Source organism: Gammaproteobacteria bacterium (ex Lamellibrachia satsuma), assembly GCA_019623805.1.
Taxonomy (GTDB): domain Bacteria; phylum Pseudomonadota; class Gammaproteobacteria; order Chromatiales; family Chromatiaceae; genus QGON01.
This window is the reverse complement of sequence record CP053680.1, coordinates 2786568-2803636: the sequence shown is the minus strand read 5'-3', so window position 1 is coordinate 2803636 and position 17069 is coordinate 2786568. Positions and strand designations below refer to the sequence as shown.

Genomic DNA, 17069 nt, shown 5'->3' with positions numbered 1-17069 from the left:
CTAAAGTCTTGCCTGGTGCTTTTTGAAGTTCTCCGCCTGCTCGAAGATCTCCTTGTAAACCTCGTCCCGGTCGACGGGAGGATAGCCGTGCTCGGCAAGCAAGATGATTAAATCCACTTTCAATTCAGCCTTGATATCATCACGCCGATTCCAGTCTGTATATCGGGCCTTATCCTCAACGACGGTTTTAACCGCTTTGGACAAGACGATAAGTTTGTCCTCTGGATACTCAAAATCGTATTTGACAGCCAGCCCTCTGAGAATGTCGTAGAAGGCTTTCTCTTCGAAGTCGATACCCAGATCGGCGAATGATTCCTTCTCTTTTTTCAGGGCATGCAGCAGGTCGATAATTTCATCAGTGAAGTCCTCCAGGACATTGCTGACCAGCACGTCATCCTCTTTGCGTTCGTTATAGCTATCGACAAGCGCCTTGAGCTGCTTCGAGAAGTCCGTGCCCTTGGTTTTGTTGACCTTCCTGAAGTCGTCTATCGCTTTGGCGAGCAGCTGTTGAAGTAGCTTTATCCTGGTGTTGGGCAGTTTGATCTTTTCGATCTTGGCCAGATAGTCGTCATCGAAGATGTCGGTTGCGCTGGCGGAGTCTTCGCCCATCTTGAAGACCTCTGCCACCCCATCGGCCTTTAGTGCCTCGGTGATCATCTCCCGCACCCTGGCGTTCATCTTTGCGGTATCCGGCGCATTACCCTTGGTGAGTTTGAAGACAATGGAACGAACGGCAAGGTAGAAATGAATCTGGTCCCGCTCGGCCTGCTTCAGCGCTTCAGAACCGCTACAGATGTCATAGGCGGCCTTCAGGCGTTTGACCAGATGCATGAAGCGCTTTTCGATCTTGTCCGTCACCTGCGCGTACTCAGCCGCCATGTTGAGGCAGTTGAGTTGTTCCAGCGGGCTGCCCTGGTGATAGGGCGTGGCATCGAACTTGTGAAACAGCTTGTTGAGCAGATCGAGATGATCGCGCACCACGATGATGGACTGTTCGACCTCCTCGATATTCTGTTTGTCGGCCTTGTTGTAGTGCGCCTTTGTGGATGGTTTTATTGGAGTCGTAGAGATCGGCGGGAGAGAGTGTTTCCAGACGGCGGATGATCGAATCTATCTCACCGTGTGTAATACCGTCATTGGTGTAGCGGGTGTAGAGATATGCCTGCAGGTCGTCCTTGAGCAGTACTTCCGTGGGCTTACGCGCCAGCGTACCCGCAGGGTGTTGCGGATAACCCTGCCCCTCCAGCAGAGTGATGATGGCTTTTTCGAGCTTATCTTCCGTGAACTTCATTCAGCGTGTCTCTTTGTCTTTGGTCAGTTGCTCCAAAGCCTTTAGGGTTTCGGCAGCGCCAGTGTCTTCCAACAACTCCCGGCGTCTTTCCACAAAGGCATCGTATTCACGCTTGGCCTTGTCGTCGGCCTGCTTCTTACTGACCGCGCCTGCGTTCGGTAGCACACCGCGTTCATTGAATTGCAGAAACTGGTCGAGTTTTACCAGCCAGTCCCGAAGAAAAACCTGCTCACGGCGGCGTGCTTGATCTTCAGCGTAATCCAGCCACATCACCACGATGCGGTTGAGTTCATCAATCTCCGGTTCATTCAGATAATTCTTTGCGACCATGACATCCGTTTTGCGGACAATCTCGCCTTTCCAGACCGTGAGCCCCATGTTGGGTTTTGATGCGTCGGTGCGCTTGTGGATCAACTCGGCCGCCGTCTGGCCGGTAGCGGCGAAATGCAGCTTGTTCTGGATGATGCGGAAGAACTGCGTCGTGTCACCAGATGAGGGAGCATAGTCGGCGGACAGGGTAAATATCTCCTTCACCCGCAGATACATGCGACGCTCGCTGGCACGGATGTCGCGGATGCGCTCCAGCAGCTCATCAAAGTAGTCCGGTACAGGAGTGGCACCCGGTACAGGCGGGTTTTTAAGGCGCTCGTCATCCATAACAAAACCCTTCACCAGATACTCTTGCAATTGGGTGTTGGCCCAACGGCGGAACTGGGTACCGCGCAGGGATTTCACCCGGAATCCGATGGCAAGAACCGCTTCCAGATTGTAATGCTGAACCCCGTAGGATTTCCCGTCAGCGGCAGTTGTCCGGAAATTCCGGACAACTGAACCCGCTGTTAACTCGCCCTCTTCAAACAGGTTCATCAAGTGTTCGCTGATCGTCTTTTTTGATCGGTTGTAGAGCTCCGCCATCAAGGCTTGTGATAACCAGAGGGTTTCGTCTTCAAAGCGGCATTCCACGCGGGTTTGACCGTCTTCCGTGGTGTACAGAATGAACTCGCCGCCAGGTTGTTGTAGTTCCGTCATGATTACGTTCCTTGTGAAGTTGTTCCGGAATTTGAGGCGACCCTGTCTGCAACCAGCAACTCTTTCATTGCCTGCACCGGCCAGATGCAGTCCTTTACCCCTTTGACAGTACAGGGCCGGTCGGCCAGCCAGACACTGGTGCGGTAGGGGGCCAAGTCCATCACCGAGGCATTTTCGTACCAGAGCCTGTGTTCAATATCCTGTGCCATCTGGTTCATGGTGCCCTGCACCGAGCGGTTGCAGTCCGTGTCACACACCAGCGGCCCCAGTGCCTCATGAGCGCGATCCATGATCTCTTCGTCGGCTCCGGTCTTGAGCAGCACATTCATGAACACATCAGAAAAATGCCAGTCCAGCTCGGCGAAGTCATCTTGCTTCAAGGCGGGGACGAACAGCGGGAAACGGGTGGCATCGTGCACCAACAGCACACACTGGCGGCGCTGCAACAGGATCAGGTTGGCGTGCCAGTCGCTAAGCAGGCTTTCGCCTTCATCGTTGGATGCGTAGTGGTTGGGCAACCTGTTGCGCAGGCGACCGCCCTCGCGCAAAGGTAGCTTGGCCAGCAGCTTTTTTGTGCAATGCAGGCGGATCATGATACATGCCTGGGGTCGGAGTCGGCAGAGCCGACTCCGACCCCTGAGTTCGCTGCCAACCGATCGGCATCGGGGATGTGGAGTTGGCCGGAGAGGAGTTTGGGGAGGAGGGTGTCGCGGAGTTTCGTTAAGAACTCAGTTTCCAGCTGCAAGAACAAAGACTTCTGATGCATCGCATCTAATCGGTCTTCAATCTCATTCAGCAGTTTTATACAGGGTAGAACAACCATGTGATTCTTCAGAATATCTGTTTTCAGATTGGTGAAAATACTCCCATTTCCCTGCATGAGTAGTTCGTTTCGAACGACAAAAAATAGCTGGTAAAGATATAAGTCACCAAACAAGGTTTTCTTCGGAAAGTACAGCCAACCATCATGGATACAAGCATCGAGATTCAGGAACATTGGGAGTCCAGGGGTTGCGCTATTAGAAAGGATGAGCTCCCCTTTCTTTAGCATCACTGTTTTCTTAAGACCTTCTGGTTTGATGAACTGTTTAGTATCCATTAAAAATCGCGACGAACTTGCAGTAGCATCGCTGATCTTTACCCATGGAAGCCCGTCATTGACTAAATAATCATGAATTGGACGTGGGGAGCCTCCGCGTTTTACGGTCACATAATCACCAAGTTTGACTGGATTCCACCCTTCCGGCACCCAGCCCATCTCCTCGTTGAAGACAAAGCGGCTGGGGAACTGTTTTTGAATCGCATCGGGCAGGGGGTTGCGCTTGTCGTCCAGCGCCCTGCGGGCCTCGGCGCGGGGGTGATTCGCGCCATCCATGGCGCTCACCCTTCGGGTGCCCTCATCGGGCGTCCAAACGCGCTTTCCTGCGCGTTTGTGCAGGGGTTCGGGGATGGGGTGGCCTGCGGCCAAGGCGTTGTCGATGACCGGATCAAAATCGACAAACCAGCTCTTGAACAGCGCCTGCGCCATCGCCTCCAGGGTGGCGTTCATCTGGCGGTTGAGTTCGATTTTGTCATCGAGGGTACCGAGGATGTGGGCGATGGCTTTTTGTTCGTTCAGTGGAGGAGTAGGAATTCGAAATGCTTTTATGTTTGGGATTCGAATATTGCTAACAGTAGTCCCTGTCCCTTCATTCCAACTAATTTGGTGCTGCAAGTGAGGACTTTGAAGGGAAAATAGCAAGTAGTTGGGGTCGATTAGCTTCCGGTTTGCTCTCATTAAGACCATGCGTTGACCAAGACAACAACGCACACCTTTTGGAATTTGGCATACCTCGCCCATCGGCGCTTCACGAGTGAAAACCAAATCACCAGCAGTTGGAATTGCGCGTTTTATTCGGTCTTGATAAGCATCTTCCGTTGTATAACTTGGAGCGGTTAAGTCTAGGCGGCCATTGCGGATATATTGATTTCTTAGCACCACAACACCTAAATCAGTCCATTTTGGTGTTGAATGCGGGCAATCGACGATGAGTTCAGTTACCTCATCAAGTCTATGTTCATTCCATTCAGACACCATATCCCAGCACCCCCAGATTCTTCCGAATCACCCCATCCAGCTTTTCCGACTCTTCCATCTGCCGATAAAGCGTCTTGGTCAGCCCCGCCATCTTCTCCTCAAACGGCACACCATCATCCTCGATCTCAGCCGCGCCCACGTAACGCCCAGGCGTCAGCACATAGTCGTTGGCCTTGATGTCGTCCAGGGTGGCGGCTTTGCAGAAGCCGGGCTTGTCTTCGTAGGGGGAGATTGCCGCGTCGCTATCGCTCCTCGCAATGACGGTGTGATGTTCGCCCCGCCAGGCGTGGTAAGTGCGGGCGATCTCGGCGATGTCATCCGCCGTCAGCTCCTTGTGGGTGCGGTCGACCATGCTGCCCAGATTGCGGGCATCGATAAACAGGGTCTCGCCCCGGCGGTCACGGTGATTGCTCTCGGTGTGGTGCTCGACGGTCTGGGCCTTTTTGTTCCTGGTGAGGAACCAGAGGCAGACCGGAATCTGGGTGGTATAGAAGAGCTGCCCCGGCAAAGCGATCATGCAATCGACCAAGTCGTTTTCGATGATCTTTTTGCGGATCTCCCCTTCGCCCTTGGTGCTGGTGGACATGGAGCCGTTGGCCAGTACGAAGCCCGCCACGCCGTTCTCCGACAGCTTGGCGATCATGTGCAGTATCCAGCCGTAGTTGGCATTGCCGGTGGGCGGCACTTCGTAACCGGCCCAGCGCGGGTCGTCGGCCAGTTCGTCGTTACCGCGCCACGCCTTCAGGTTGAAGGGCGGGTTGGCCATGATGAAGTCGGCCTTGAGGTCGGGGTGTTGATCCTTGAAAAAGGTATCGGCGGGCACTTCACCCAGATTCCCGGCGATGCCGCGTATGGCGAGGTTCATCTTCGCCAGTTTGTAGGTGGTGCCGGTCTGCTCCTGGCCGTAGATGGAGATGTCTTTGCTGTTGCCTTCGTGGCTCTCGACGAATTTCACGGACTGCACGAACATGCCACCGGAGCCGCAACAGGGGTCGTAGATCTTGCCCTTGTAGGGTTCGATCATCTCGGCGATCAGGTTGACCAAGCATTTGGGGGTGTAGAATTCACCACCACCCTTGCCCTCCGTGGCGGCGAACTTGCCGAGGAAGTATTCGTAGACGCGGCCGACGGTGTCCTCTTCCCTGTCTTCCACCGTATCGATGTTGTTGATGGAGTCGATCAGCGCCGCCAGCTTGCTTACATCCAGCCCCAGGCGAGAGAAGTAGTTGTCGGGCAGCGCGCCGCGCAGGGACTTGTTGTTTTTTTCCACGGTATGCAGGGCGGTGTCGATCTTGACCGCGATATCGTCCTGTTTGGCCTGTTTCTGAATGAACGACCAGCGTGACGCTTCGGGCAGGTAGAAGACATTCTTCATGGTGTAAAACTCCACCATGTCGAGGTAGTCCTCCCTGCTTTCGTCGATCAATTCCTGCCTGCGCGCCTTGAACTTGTCACTGACAAACTTGAGGAAGATGAGACTGAGCACGACGTGCTTGTACTCTGAAGATTCGACAGTTCCCCGGAGCTTGTCGGCGGTATCCCAGAGGGTCTGTTCGAAGGATTTTTGCTTTTTTGCTGCTGCTTTTTTGGCCATCTTCCTGATCCATGCGGGGTTATGCCGTGATCGTACTGCAATCTACATCCGATCAGAACCAGGAACAAGACTCGGGAAGACCAGGGCCGAACGTCCTTTTCAATTTTGATATGTGGCCTTTTGGTACACTGGCTTCCTGTTTACATGAAATGGCGCAGTATTGGTGCAGCACGACTGGAAATGCACCATCGGATTTGAATTAATGAATAATATACAAGAAGTTAGAAACTCAAATCTGAAAATATTGGATCGGAAACTATCGATCGCGCCGATGATGGACTACACCGACCGCTTTCAGCGTTATTTCATGCGCCTGATCACCCACCATGCCCTGCTCTACACGGAGATGATCACCACCGGCGCACTGCTGCATGGGGATGCTGCACGTTTCCTTGAGCACGATGATTCAGAGCACCCCGTCGCCATTCAGCTGGGGGGCAGTGATCCGGGGGATCTTGCGGCTGCAGCGCTGATTGCTGAAGAAGCCGGTTACGACGAAGTCAATCTCAATGTGGGGTGTCCTTCGGATCGGGTGCAGAACGGCATGATCGGCGCATGTCTTTTGGGACATCCACTACTGGTAGCAGAGTGTGTGCAGTCGATGAAGGAGGCGGTCTCGCTCCCGGTAACGGTGAAGACGCGTATCGGTATCGATAACAATGACAGCTACGAGGCTTTAAGCAACTTCGTGGCGCTACAGATCGGGGCGGGCTGCAACCATTTCATCATCCACGCCCGCAAGGCCTGGCTGCAGGGATTGAGTCCCAAAGAGAACCGGAATATCCCACCGTTGCGCTATGACGTGGTCAAGCAGCTCAAACAGGACTTTCCTGCGGTGGGTTTCAGCATTAACGGCGGCATCAAGACGTTGTCTGAAACAGAGGCGCTGTTGCAGGATCTCGATGGTGTGATGATCGGCCGCGAAGCTTACCACAATCCCTGGATTCTTGCGCAAGCCGACCACCGGCTATACGGCGACACACGACCACTGGCCAGCCGTCATCAGGTGCTGGAGAGTTTCCTGCCATTTGTTGAGTTACAGTGCCAAAAAGGCATCCCACTCAAGCGCATCACCCGGCATATTCTCGGACTCTTTCACGGCTGTCCCGGCGCCCGAGCCTGGCGCCGCCATCTCAGTGAGCATACCCATAATCCCGGCGCAAGCCCCGAGCTGATTCAACAGGCGGCGGCTTTGGTTCCGGAAGGGTCCATCAGCACGGAATCGTAACTTTTCAACCTAACCTCTGAGAAAAACATTTCTGTAGGTCGGGTTAGATGCGCATTGCTACGAACATCAAGATTGTCACCAGCTTTGTGCTGCCGCGCGACTAACCCGACCTACATCTTCCTTAATTCCTGGTTTTCACCTAGTCTTGTGAGTAAGGAACAAAACGCCTCCATACTAAAAACGCCGAGCCAGGGAATGAACAATGTCTGCAAAATCCACCAATGAACCCTATCTTCCTTACCAAACTAAAGATGGCGCTTTCTCCGATGAAAAGATCATGCAGGAGGAGTTGGATGAGTACATCAGCAAGCGGCGTGAAAGTCACGGGCAGACTGAACCTACAGACAAAAACCTGACGGGACTGGCCCTCTCCGGCGGCGGCATCCGCTCCGCCACCTTCTGTCTTGGCGTGATGCAGGCATTGGCCCGTGAAGGCATCATGAAGCGGTTCGACTATCTCTCCACCGTCTCCGGCGGTGGTTATATCGGTTCATCACTGACCTGGATTCTGCACAGCAAATGGGCAGAGGGAAAACAGCGCAAGGAGGATTATGACGATTCCAACGCGCCCAAGATCCGTTTCGGCGTCTCCGTGGATGACTTTCCCTACGGCACAAAACTGCGTAACCGTGATGCAGACCCGCACAACGGAGCAGGCAAAGGCGACAACGTTGAACTCAGTGGTGACGACTACCGGGGCGCTGCCATCCTGCGCTATCTGCGTCAACACGGTAACTACCTGACACCGGGTGACGGCATCAACTTTCTCTCGCTGGTCGGCGTCATCCTGCGAGGCATGTTCATCAGTATTCTGGTATTCCTTCCCTGGCTGCTGCTGGTCTTCTTTCTACTGGCGGAAAACGGCTGGTTCACAGACAAGGTCTATGGTGAAGTGACCGCGTTCACCTTTGGTGGGCTTGCACTGTTCGCTATCTTCTTTGCTCTGTCGATTCTGTATGCCGGTCTAACCCGCTGGTCGAGCAAGACTTTCAAGGTCGATGATCCTTCATACAAAAGCGCATGGTCGCCAGCTACTTTCTGGTACATGTTGCGCCGGGAGTACGAAAAGCGGATGCCCTGGCTGCTCGCCAGCGGCACTGCGTTGCTTCTGCTGGGATGGCTGCCCGACATTACCGATCTGATCACGAATCTGTTGGAAACAGATCAACCAGAGGGAATAGCCATCTATATTGCCAATGAGAACAAAGGGCCATTGATGGCCCTGTTGAGCACCATTGGCGGCGCGATTGCGGCAATGGGATCATTTTTCAAATCAGGCAAAGAGGATCAGGGCAAGCTCTCTACCGGCCTGCTCGCCTTCATCGCATCCGTGCTGCTCACACTGGGACTTTTCGTCGGCACCTACTACATGGCGGTGCGGATTGCAGAGAGCAGCAACATCGACGCAGGGTGGAATCTGGCATTGGGGGTGGCGGTCACCAGCTTTATCGGATGGCTTGCCAGCATCAACTATCTCTCCATTCATCGTTACTACCGTGACCGTCTGATGGAATCCTATCTGCCGGATGTCGGACGCGTTCTGGCCGGCAGTCCGGGGCCGTCACAGGCATCACCCCTGGCGGATGTCGGCGCGCTGAAGGATATGTGCCGAGTTGACACCGAGGAGCCGGAGGACTCTGCAGTCGGCCCCTATCACCTGATCAATACCAACGTGATCCTGGTGGAGTCCGACATCAACAAATACCGTGGGCGTGGTGGAGACAACTTCCTCCTGTCGCCACGATTCTGCGGAAGCAACGCCACTGGTTGGCAGCGCACCGAAAACTATATGGGGGGCGACCTGACACTCTCCACCGCGATGGCCATCTCCGGCGCGGCCGCCAACCCGAATACCGGCGTCGGCGGCGAGGGTCCGACCCGTCAGCCCTTGCTGTCACGACTGATGGTGTTTCTGAATCTCGGCCTTGGGGTCTGGGTAAGCAATCCAGACCCTCGATGCCACAGATGGGCCAAGGTGGCTAATTTTCTCTCTCCTGGAAGCTGGCCACTGCTGCCGTGGAAGAAGCTGACGGAAAAAGAGTCTTTTCTGCAGCTGAGTGACGGCGGCCACTTCGAAAACCTCGGTATCTATGAGCTGATCCGGCGTCGTCTGAAACTGATCGTTGTCTGCGATGCCGCCGCCGATCCCGATTTTCAGTTCGGCGATCTTGCAAACGTCATCGAAAAGATCCGCACCGACTTTGGCGTGCGTATTGAATTCGAAGATGGCCTGAGTCCATTGATTCCATTGGCGCACAAGGCGTGTAACGACAAAGACCCTAAACAGATCCCGCACGCCGACGCCGGTTATGTCCGTGCGGCAATCAAGTATCCGGGGGCAACAAGCAGCGATGCGCACGGCACCCTGATCCTGATCAAAACCACCTACGTCCATGATGTGCCAAAAGATCTTCTCGGATACAAAAAAGCCCATCCGGCCTTCCCCGATGAATCCACTGCCGATCAGTTCTTCGATGAGAAACAGTTCGAAGCCTATCGTGTGCTGGGGTTCCACCTGGGCAGGCAGATGGTGATCGACAACAGGGACCTGCTGGAGAAGCCTACTGCCTAGGCGGTTTTCGCTTTTCCTGATGAGAATGATTTATAATTGTTTTTATGATTGAGAAAGCATATGGATCCATGCCCCCAAAAACCATCTCCGCAGATATGGAGCAGCGACTGCGGGCGCATGGGATCAACCCTACGCAGCAGCGTCTGACGATTGCCGGAAATCTCTTTGCCAAACACCAGCATGTGACCGCCGACCAGATCCATGAAAGGGTGAAATCGGGACAGAGCTACGCCTCCAAGGCAACGGTCTACAATACACTGGGCCTGTTTGTAGAGAAGGGGCTGTTACGGGAGATCTTTGTCGATTCATCCCGCACCTTCTACGACTCCAATATCCAACCCCATCATCATTTCTACAATGTGGACACCGGTGATCTGATCGACGTCAAAGAGCGTCTGAATCCCTTCTTTGTGGAGAGCGATCTTCCTCAGGGCACCATCCTTGAAGATGTGGATATTGTCATTAGGGTGCGTGAAAAGTCCACCGCATCCTATTAATCAGTAGTGCGCTAACCAGCCACAATGGACTGGTTTCCTCTGACCCTCTTCTGCGCCTTCAGCCTCGCCGCCGCAGACACCCTGACCAAAGCAAAACTCTCCGACTATTCAGCACGGGAACTGGCCTTCGTACGCCTGACGCTGGCCGGACTACTGGTATCGCCGCTGCTGTTGAGCCAACCTTTTCCCGAACTGCCCTGGGTTTTCTGGGGCTGGGTAGCCGCCATCGTGCCGCTGGAGATCCTGGCGATGCTGCTCTATATCCGGGCGATCCGGGACTACCCTCTGTCACAAACCCTGCCATATCTGGCCTTCACCCCGGTATTTGTCACCTTCGTCGGCTATCTGCTGTTGGGGGAGTCGGTCAGCGGTGACGGCTTCATGGGCATCCTGCTGGTTGTAACAGGGGCTTGGCTGTTGAATTTCGATCAGGCTGAATTGCGGGAGTGGCGCACCTGGGTCAACCCGCTGACCCATATCTTCCGCAACCCCGGCCCCCTCACCATGCTGAGTGTTGCCTTTCTCTATAGCTTTACTGCGGTGGGAGGAAAAGGCGCCATGCAGTACATGGCGCCGGAACTGTTCGGCCCGCTCTATTTCGTCCTTGTGGGCGTCGCACTGCTGCCGCTGCTGATGAAACCGCTATCGATCCGGCGTATCTGGCGCAAACCGCTGCCCGTGTTTGGTGTCGCCGGATTGATGGGGATCATGCTGATCACCCACTTCATCGCCCTGGAGCAGGTGGAAGTGGCCTATATGATTGCGGTCAAACGCACCAGCCTGCTGTTCGGCATCCTCTTCGGTGCCTTCATTTTTCGTGAGACAGGTCTGCGCAGCCATCTGCTGGCAGGCGCGGTAATGCTCGGCGGGGTTTTTATGATTGCAGCCAGCTAGGCAACGATAGAACGTAGGGTGCGCCGTGCGCACCCTACCAGACAGGAAGTACATCGATTAACTCAGCTTCCGGACAAGCGGCGGTAGAAATCTCCCTGGAGGCGCTCAAGCAACTGTTTCGTTTCATCACCGGGGTTGGCCTGCGAAAATTCCAGACAGGTCTGATCAAACAATGTTCTGATCTGTTGCTCGGAGAAAGACCGCGGCCCTTTTGGTTTTGTTTCAACCTGTATATCAAGCGGCTCGACCTCCGCAGATTTCATCATCAGCCGGTTGTTGCCACTCCCCTCCTCGCTCGCGGTAAGTGGACCAACCTTGGTGTAGAGCTTGTCCTGGAAACGAAAACGCTGACCGATGGGAAGGTGGGGGAATTTCATGGCAGTATTGACTCAATCTCTAAGGCGGCTGTTCAGCGCCACATTTATACAACAGTTTCGCTGTAGGTCGGGTTACGATGCGCATAAAATGTTTGCCTAATTCCAGCTTATGCCACTGCGCATCTAACCCGACCTACGTCAAATTATGCTGAATGGTTACTCTCTCGTTTCAGCACATTCACCGCGCTGCAGATTCAACCTGACACTGATCTGTTCCAACAGCTCGGATGAGGGCGTTTCAGTAGTATCCCATTCAAGCAGAAAAGGGTGTTCGGCAACAGAGAACGCCTGATTTTTTTTCAATTGGCGATCAAGTACGGCAAGATCCGCATCTGAGGGATCATCCCCCCCCCGGTTCCGCTGCTGCACACGTTGACGCAAAAGTTCGACCGGCGCATGACAAGCCAGAATAAGGAATGGGCAGCCCAGGATTTGCGCCAGTTTTCTGAAACGGTCACGCACTCCCGCATCGAGAAAAGTGGCATCGATGATCGTGGTATATCCCGCCTGGATGGCCGTAGTCGCTATGGCATGCAGACGTGTGTAGGTCGCCTCCGTCACTTTGGGCGTATAGATTCCCTCGTCCGGCGCCGAGACCGCCGAATCGTCCTTGAGAAGTCCGCACAGCCGCTTGCGCTCGACATCCGATCGCACCTGGATGGCAGGCAGATGTTCCGTCAGCCAGCCTGCAACCCGACTCTTGCCGGACCCGGAGAACCCAAAAGTGATGATCAGGGCAGGTTGCGTGGCCTGACTCAGACGGCAAGCAAGATCGATGTAAGCAGCATACTCCGCTGCACTGGAACGTCTCTCATCCCTGCTCAGGCCGGATTGGGCCAGACGAATCGCTGTCACCTTTGCGCGCACCATGGCACGGTAGACAAGGTAGAACGGCAGCAGCGGCAACCCGTCGTAATCCCCGGAGGTCTCAAGATAGGCGTTGAGAAAGCATGCAGCCTCCCGCTGCAACCCTTTGTGTTGGAGATCCATCAGCAGGAAGGCCATATCGCTTAGGGTATCGATCCAATGCAGCAGCGGATTGAATTCGATCCCATCGAAGATGCAGATACGACCCTGAAACCGGGCAATATTGCCGAGATGCATGTCACCGTGGCACTCCCGGATATGTCCCTGCTCGTGCCGCTGCCGGATAACAGGCAGCAACCGCTCCATGCTCTTTCGGGCCCAGGTTTCCAGCGAAGCGAGTTTCCCGTTCCCCCCCCGCTCATCCAGCGCAGCCTTGATATGGGCGAAATTCTCCAGCATCGGTTGCAGCACCGACTGGGGCTCCCCATAAGACTCCCTCGGGTCGGCTACAGGAATCACGGCATGAAAACGGGCGACCCGGCGGGCCAGGCGAAGCACCTGATCCCTGTCCGGCAGGGTTCGGTCAAACAGTGATGACTGGGGAAACCGCCGCATCCTTACGGCATATTCGAGTATCTCGCCCTTACCATCGATCTCTGGCGTATCGTAATGTCCGGTAATCGTGACCAGATCCAGGTAGAGTTCCGGGGCAAGCCGCCGGTTGAGGCGCAAATCCTCCCCGCAAAAGTAACGCCGCCTTTCCAGGGTGGAAAAATCGAGGAACCCAAGATCAACCGGTTTTTTGATCTTGTAGACGAACTCTCCCGCCAGCAGAAGATGGGAGATATGGGTTTCGATATGTTCGATTTCATCCACCGCGTGGGGGTAGGCCTCTGCACGCTGAAGTGCAGAAATCAGGCTCTGCTGCTGCGCCATGAGATCACCCATTCAAAAAACTTGTCCTTGACTAAATATTAGATAATGCTAATATCTTACTTTATCCCGGCGAATGACGCCGTTAAATTTGGATTCCAGCGGGTTTTGAATCCGGCACCCTATATATAGTTTAGAGGCAAACCTATGAACATCGAACGCATCGTGCTGGCTTTTGCCGGTATTGCCATCCTGGCCAGCCTGGCACTTTCACACTATCACAACCCCTACTGGCTCTACTTCACCGCCTTTGTCGGCCTGAACCTGCTGCAGTCCGCTTTCACCGGTTTCTGCCCCCTGGCCACGATGCTGAAAAAACTTGGCAAAACGAGCGGTAACGCCTTCTGACCATTTAATAATTCAAGCAATTCTGGTGCGCACAGCACACCCTACGTTCGCCATATTCAGCCATCCTGAAAATATGTAGGGTGCGCCGCGCGCACCATGCTGACTATTCGTCGAAATCGACAGGTTCCGCTTTCAGGTCATGAGCAGTCGCCCCGGTCACCCGAACCTGAATAAAATCCCCCGACTCCAGCTCCCAGCTACCGGGAATCACCACCCGGCCATCGATCTCCGGTGCGTCAGCCGCACTGCGGGCAATAACCTGTTTCTCGTTCACCTCGTCCACCAGTACGATCATCTCCTGACCGACCCGCTGCAGTAGCCGCTCACGGCTGATCTCCTGCTGTACCTCCATGAAACGGACGCGACGCGCCTCTTTAACCGCTTCAGGCACCGGGCTCGGAAGCTGGTTGGCTGTTGCCCCATCCACCGGTGAGTAGGCAAAGCAGCCGACCCGGTCCAGTTGCGCCACACGCAGAAAATCGAGCAGCTCCTCAAATTCCGCCTCCGTCTCCCCGGGAAAACCGACGATAAAGGTGCTGCGAAGGGTAAGATCGGGGCACTCACTACGCCAACGGATTATCCGGTCCAGGACCTTCTCGGTAGCTGCGGGTCGTTTCATCAGCTGCAGCAATCGATGATTGGCGTGCTGCAGAGGCATATCCAGATAGGGAAGGATATGACCCTCCGCCATCAGGGGGATCAGATGGTCCACATGGGGGTAGGGATAGACATAGTGCAGCCGGACCCAGGCGGGCAATTCACCAAGCGCAGCAGCCAGCTCCCGGATGCGGGTCTGCAGTGGCCGCCCCTTCCAGAAATCGGGACGATACTTCAAGTCGACACCGTAGGCACTGGTATCCTGGGAGACCACCAGCAACTCGCGCACCCCCGACTCCACCAGCCGTTCCGCCTCCAACATAACCTCGCCGATGGGACGGCTCACCAAATCACCCCGAAGTTGCGGAATGATGCAGAAGGTACAGCGGTGGTTGCAGCCCTCCGAGATCTTCAGATAGGCATAGTGGCGCGGCGTGAGTTTCACCCCCTCCGGGGGCAGCAGGCTGGTGAAGGGATCATGAGGCGGCGGCAAGGCCTCATGCACCGCATCCATCACCGCCTCGTAGGCGTGGGCTCCGGTCACTGCCAGCACCCGGGGATGAGCATCGCGAATACGCTTCTCATCCCCGCCAAGGCAGCCGGTGACGATTACCCGGCCATTCTCCTTGAGCGCCTCACCGATGGCATCCAGTGACTCCTCCACCGCAGCATCGATAAAACCACAGGTGTTGACCACCACCAGTTCAGCACCGTCATAAGAGGGTGATATCTCATACCCCTCGGCCCGTAGCCGGCTTAAAATCCTTTCGGAATCCACCAGGTTTTTGGGACATCCAAGACTGACGAATCCAACTCGGGGGGCAGGTGATTCCATGATAGTTAGTAGTTGAGGCGGAAGAGCTCTTTTCGGTAGCGGGCCACCCGCTCATCCGCGGAATCGAGCATGTCCAGCAGGGCCTTCATGCCTTTGCGGGCGATGCCGTTACGATAGACCGGAACCTGTCGCGAAAGCAGCAGCAGATGCTCAAGCGCCTGCTCGATCTCATCCTCATGCAGACAGACCGCCGCTAACTGGTAACGCGCCTCGGCATCCTCGGGTGTCGCAGTGATGCGGGCCTCAAGATCGGCTTTTGCATCCGCCCCGGCAGCCGTCTGCAGAAAATCGAGGTGCGCCAGCAGGCCACTGATCTGCGACTCATTCTGAAACACCTCCGGCAAGGCGCATAGCAGTTGGTGTGCGTCATCGATACGATCCTGACGCATCAGGATCTTGGCCATCAACGCCGGATAGGAGAGATTATCCGGTTGGCTGACTGCCGCCTCGGCCAGCAACTGCAACGCCTTGTCAGGATCACCCGCCTGCCAGGCGGCAATCGCCCCGGCGCTGACCTGATCAACAAGTTTGGCGGCATATTCATCGATAATACGCGGATAATCCGCTTCCGGCTGCACGCCATGATACTCAGCAAGCATCTCACCGTTCTTAAACAATTTGAGCGACGGCAGGCTGCGCACGCCGAAACGCTCCGCCAACGGTTTCTGTTCATCGGTATTCACCGAGACCAGAAGAAAACGTCCTGCGTATTCCTGCGCCAGATTGCTGAGCATCTCCCTTTGTCGCATTGAGGGCCCTACCCAGGGTGCCCAGAAGTCGACCAGAACCAAACCTCTGCGCGAATTCTCCAGCACCAGGCGGTCGAAATTCCCGCTGGTGCCTTCAAAGATGAATGAGGCAGCTGCCATCAGCCAAGAAGATTCATCAAAGAGAGGCTGGATTCGTCGCGTCCCATCTCCACCACGATGGTCTCGTCAAGCTCCAGATCTCCCCCCTGCAGATGCGGCACCAGCTGTTCGGCAATCTGTTGCACGATCAACATGCCCGCCCGATTCTGATCATCGTCTTTAAGAGAGTGGATCTCCTGCTGCAGGGTCTGCAGATACGCCTGAAACTGTGCCACTTGCGCCTGTAGGTCCAGCGCCTGAAACTCCGGGGTAAAGGTGAAGTGCAGCTCACGTCCAGGCATCTCAGGTTGATCAAGTACACCGATTTTCAGGGGACCATCTATTAACATGATGCGGTTCCAGCAGATTTAGGGGAAGCACATGTTAATACGTTAGAACCTGACAAGAAAGTCTTTTCAAACCATGCACTTACAAATTTTCTGGTAATTGTGACAAAATCCCCTTGTTCAAACATTGGGGATTATGCGAATATGGCAATCTGTTTTCGTATGTAGGGTTAATACCTAGACGAAACGATCCCGTCCCAACTGGATTGGATGAGCTTCCAGGGAAGCTTTCCAAGCATAGCCACCGGGGTTCCGGAAGTATTGCCAGGTCACACACGATGAATGTGGCCGGCCTCCGCAGTTAGTGAGGTATGAAGTTGAAAAACTGCAAGCTCTGCCGTTATAGCAAGATCTGCAATGACCTGCCGGGAATCTGTATCGTTGCTCAGTATGCCGCCGTTGCCGTGCTTATCGGTGCTCTGGGCTTCCTTTTCGTTACCCAAGAGCTACTCAGCTGACATCCAAGTCTGATCTACTGTGCTTGATCAGGCCTACAGACCCAACGTGTTATCGGTTTTACAGCGTAATCGTCGTAGACACTCGTGAGACGCCCGTCAATCTCTCTGCCGCGCGCTGAATAAGCGTGGGACGGTCCACTTCCCTCTTCCCAGCCAGTATCAGCAATGCCTCTTTCATGGAAAGTTCGCGCACCTCATAGGTCGGCAGGAATGGTTTATCTATTTTATTTTTAAATTTCATAATGTTACACCATACATCTAACTTCATGGATTAGATGTATGATAGGCCATACGAAATTATATGCAAATCCGTTATGCTTTCCCGACTTGCAATGGG

The 17069-nt window shown here is 54.7% G+C and carries 15 protein-coding genes and 2 pseudogenes; 5 read left to right on the top strand and 12 right to left on the bottom strand.

The window, feature by feature from the left end; translation table 11 throughout:
• The 5 genes and pseudogenes from HPY30_12330 to HPY30_12310 form a co-directional block, all read right to left on the bottom strand.
• A pseudogene (locus tag HPY30_12330) lies at positions 1-1038 on the bottom strand (DUF3387 domain-containing protein).
• A gap of 253 nt (positions 1039-1291) precedes the next feature.
• Positions 1292-2320 (bottom strand): virulence RhuM family protein, encoded by a 1029-nt coding sequence (locus HPY30_12325; GenBank protein ID QYZ66699.1) that lies wholly within the window; start codon positions 2318-2320, stop codon positions 1292-1294.
• Between the two features lie 2 nt (positions 2321-2322).
• Positions 2323-2913 (bottom strand): hypothetical protein, encoded by a 591-nt coding sequence (locus tag HPY30_12320; GenBank protein QYZ66698.1) that lies wholly within the window; start codon positions 2911-2913, stop codon positions 2323-2325.
• Positions 2910-4397, bottom strand: a complete 1488-nt coding sequence (locus HPY30_12315; GenBank protein QYZ66697.1) for a restriction endonuclease subunit S — start codon at positions 4395-4397, stop codon at positions 2910-2912. Before HPY30_12315 ends, HPY30_12320 begins: the two co-directional genes overlap by 4 nt.
• Positions 4387-5991: a type I restriction-modification system subunit M gene (locus HPY30_12310; GenBank protein QYZ66696.1), complete on the bottom strand. Its 1605-nt coding sequence runs from the start codon at positions 5989-5991 to the stop codon at positions 4387-4389. The genes HPY30_12315 and HPY30_12310 overlap by 11 nt, the downstream gene beginning before the upstream one ends.
• 202 nt (positions 5992-6193) lie before the next feature.
• Between HPY30_12310 and dusA the strand changes: the two genes are divergently transcribed.
• The 4 genes from dusA to HPY30_12290 all read left to right on the top strand — a co-directional run bounded on the left by dusA (position 6194) and on the right by HPY30_12290 (position 11182).
• Positions 6194-7219, top strand: coding sequence for a tRNA dihydrouridine(20/20a) synthase DusA (gene dusA / locus HPY30_12305; protein QYZ66695.1), 1026 nt, complete (start codon positions 6194-6196; stop codon positions 7217-7219).
• A gap of 202 nt (positions 7220-7421) precedes the next feature.
• Positions 7422-9791, top strand: coding sequence for a hypothetical protein (locus tag HPY30_12300; protein ID QYZ66694.1), 2370 nt, complete (start codon positions 7422-7424; stop codon positions 9789-9791).
• A gap of 68 nt (positions 9792-9859) precedes the next feature.
• Positions 9860-10288: a transcriptional repressor gene (locus HPY30_12295; GenBank protein ID QYZ66693.1), complete on the top strand. Its 429-nt coding sequence runs from the start codon at positions 9860-9862 to the stop codon at positions 10286-10288.
• 24 nt (positions 10289-10312) lie between these two features.
• Entirely contained in the window at positions 10313-11182 is an 870-nt protein-coding gene (locus tag HPY30_12290; GenBank protein QYZ66692.1) for an EamA family transporter, read from the top strand.
• Between the two features lie 233 nt (positions 11183-11415).
• Here the strand turns inward: HPY30_12290 and HPY30_12285 are convergent.
• Together HPY30_12285 and HPY30_12280 are read right to left on the bottom strand one after the other, a co-directional pair.
• A pseudogene (locus HPY30_12285) lies at positions 11416-11559 on the bottom strand (polysulfide reductase chain A).
• A gap of 156 nt (positions 11560-11715) precedes the next feature.
• On the bottom strand, positions 11716-13314 hold the full coding sequence (locus HPY30_12280) for an AAA family ATPase (protein ID QYZ66691.1): 1599 nt from the start codon (positions 13312-13314) through the stop codon (positions 11716-11718).
• A 132-nt stretch (positions 13315-13446) separates the two neighbouring features.
• Between HPY30_12280 and HPY30_12275 the strand changes: the two genes are divergently transcribed.
• Positions 13447-13647, top strand: coding sequence for a DUF2892 domain-containing protein (locus HPY30_12275; GenBank protein ID QYZ66690.1), 201 nt, complete (start codon positions 13447-13449; stop codon positions 13645-13647).
• A gap of 103 nt (positions 13648-13750) precedes the next feature.
• On the opposite strand, the gene rimO is transcribed toward HPY30_12275, so the two are convergent.
• From rimO to HPY30_12250, 5 genes are all read right to left on the bottom strand, one after another.
• On the bottom strand, positions 13751-15079 hold the full coding sequence (gene rimO, locus HPY30_12270) for a 30S ribosomal protein S12 methylthiotransferase RimO (protein QYZ66689.1): 1329 nt from the start codon (positions 15077-15079) through the stop codon (positions 13751-13753).
• Between the two features lie 5 nt (positions 15080-15084).
• Positions 15085-15948 carry a tetratricopeptide repeat protein gene (locus HPY30_12265; GenBank protein ID QYZ66688.1) on the bottom strand — a complete coding sequence of 288 codons (864 nt, stop codon included), beginning with the start codon at positions 15946-15948 and terminating at the stop codon, positions 15085-15087.
• Positions 15948-16277 (bottom strand): transcriptional regulator, encoded by a 330-nt coding sequence (locus HPY30_12260; GenBank protein QYZ66687.1) that lies wholly within the window; start codon positions 16275-16277, stop codon positions 15948-15950. The genes HPY30_12265 and HPY30_12260 overlap by 1 nt, the downstream gene beginning before the upstream one ends.
• A 266-nt stretch (positions 16278-16543) precedes the next feature.
• Positions 16544-16717: a hypothetical protein gene (locus HPY30_12255; GenBank protein QYZ66686.1), complete on the bottom strand. Its 174-nt coding sequence runs from the start codon at positions 16715-16717 to the stop codon at positions 16544-16546.
• A 73-nt stretch (positions 16718-16790) separates the two neighbouring features.
• Positions 16791-16973, bottom strand: coding sequence for a hypothetical protein (locus HPY30_12250; protein QYZ66685.1), 183 nt, complete (start codon positions 16971-16973; stop codon positions 16791-16793).
• Between the last annotated feature and the right edge of the window lie 96 nt (positions 16974-17069).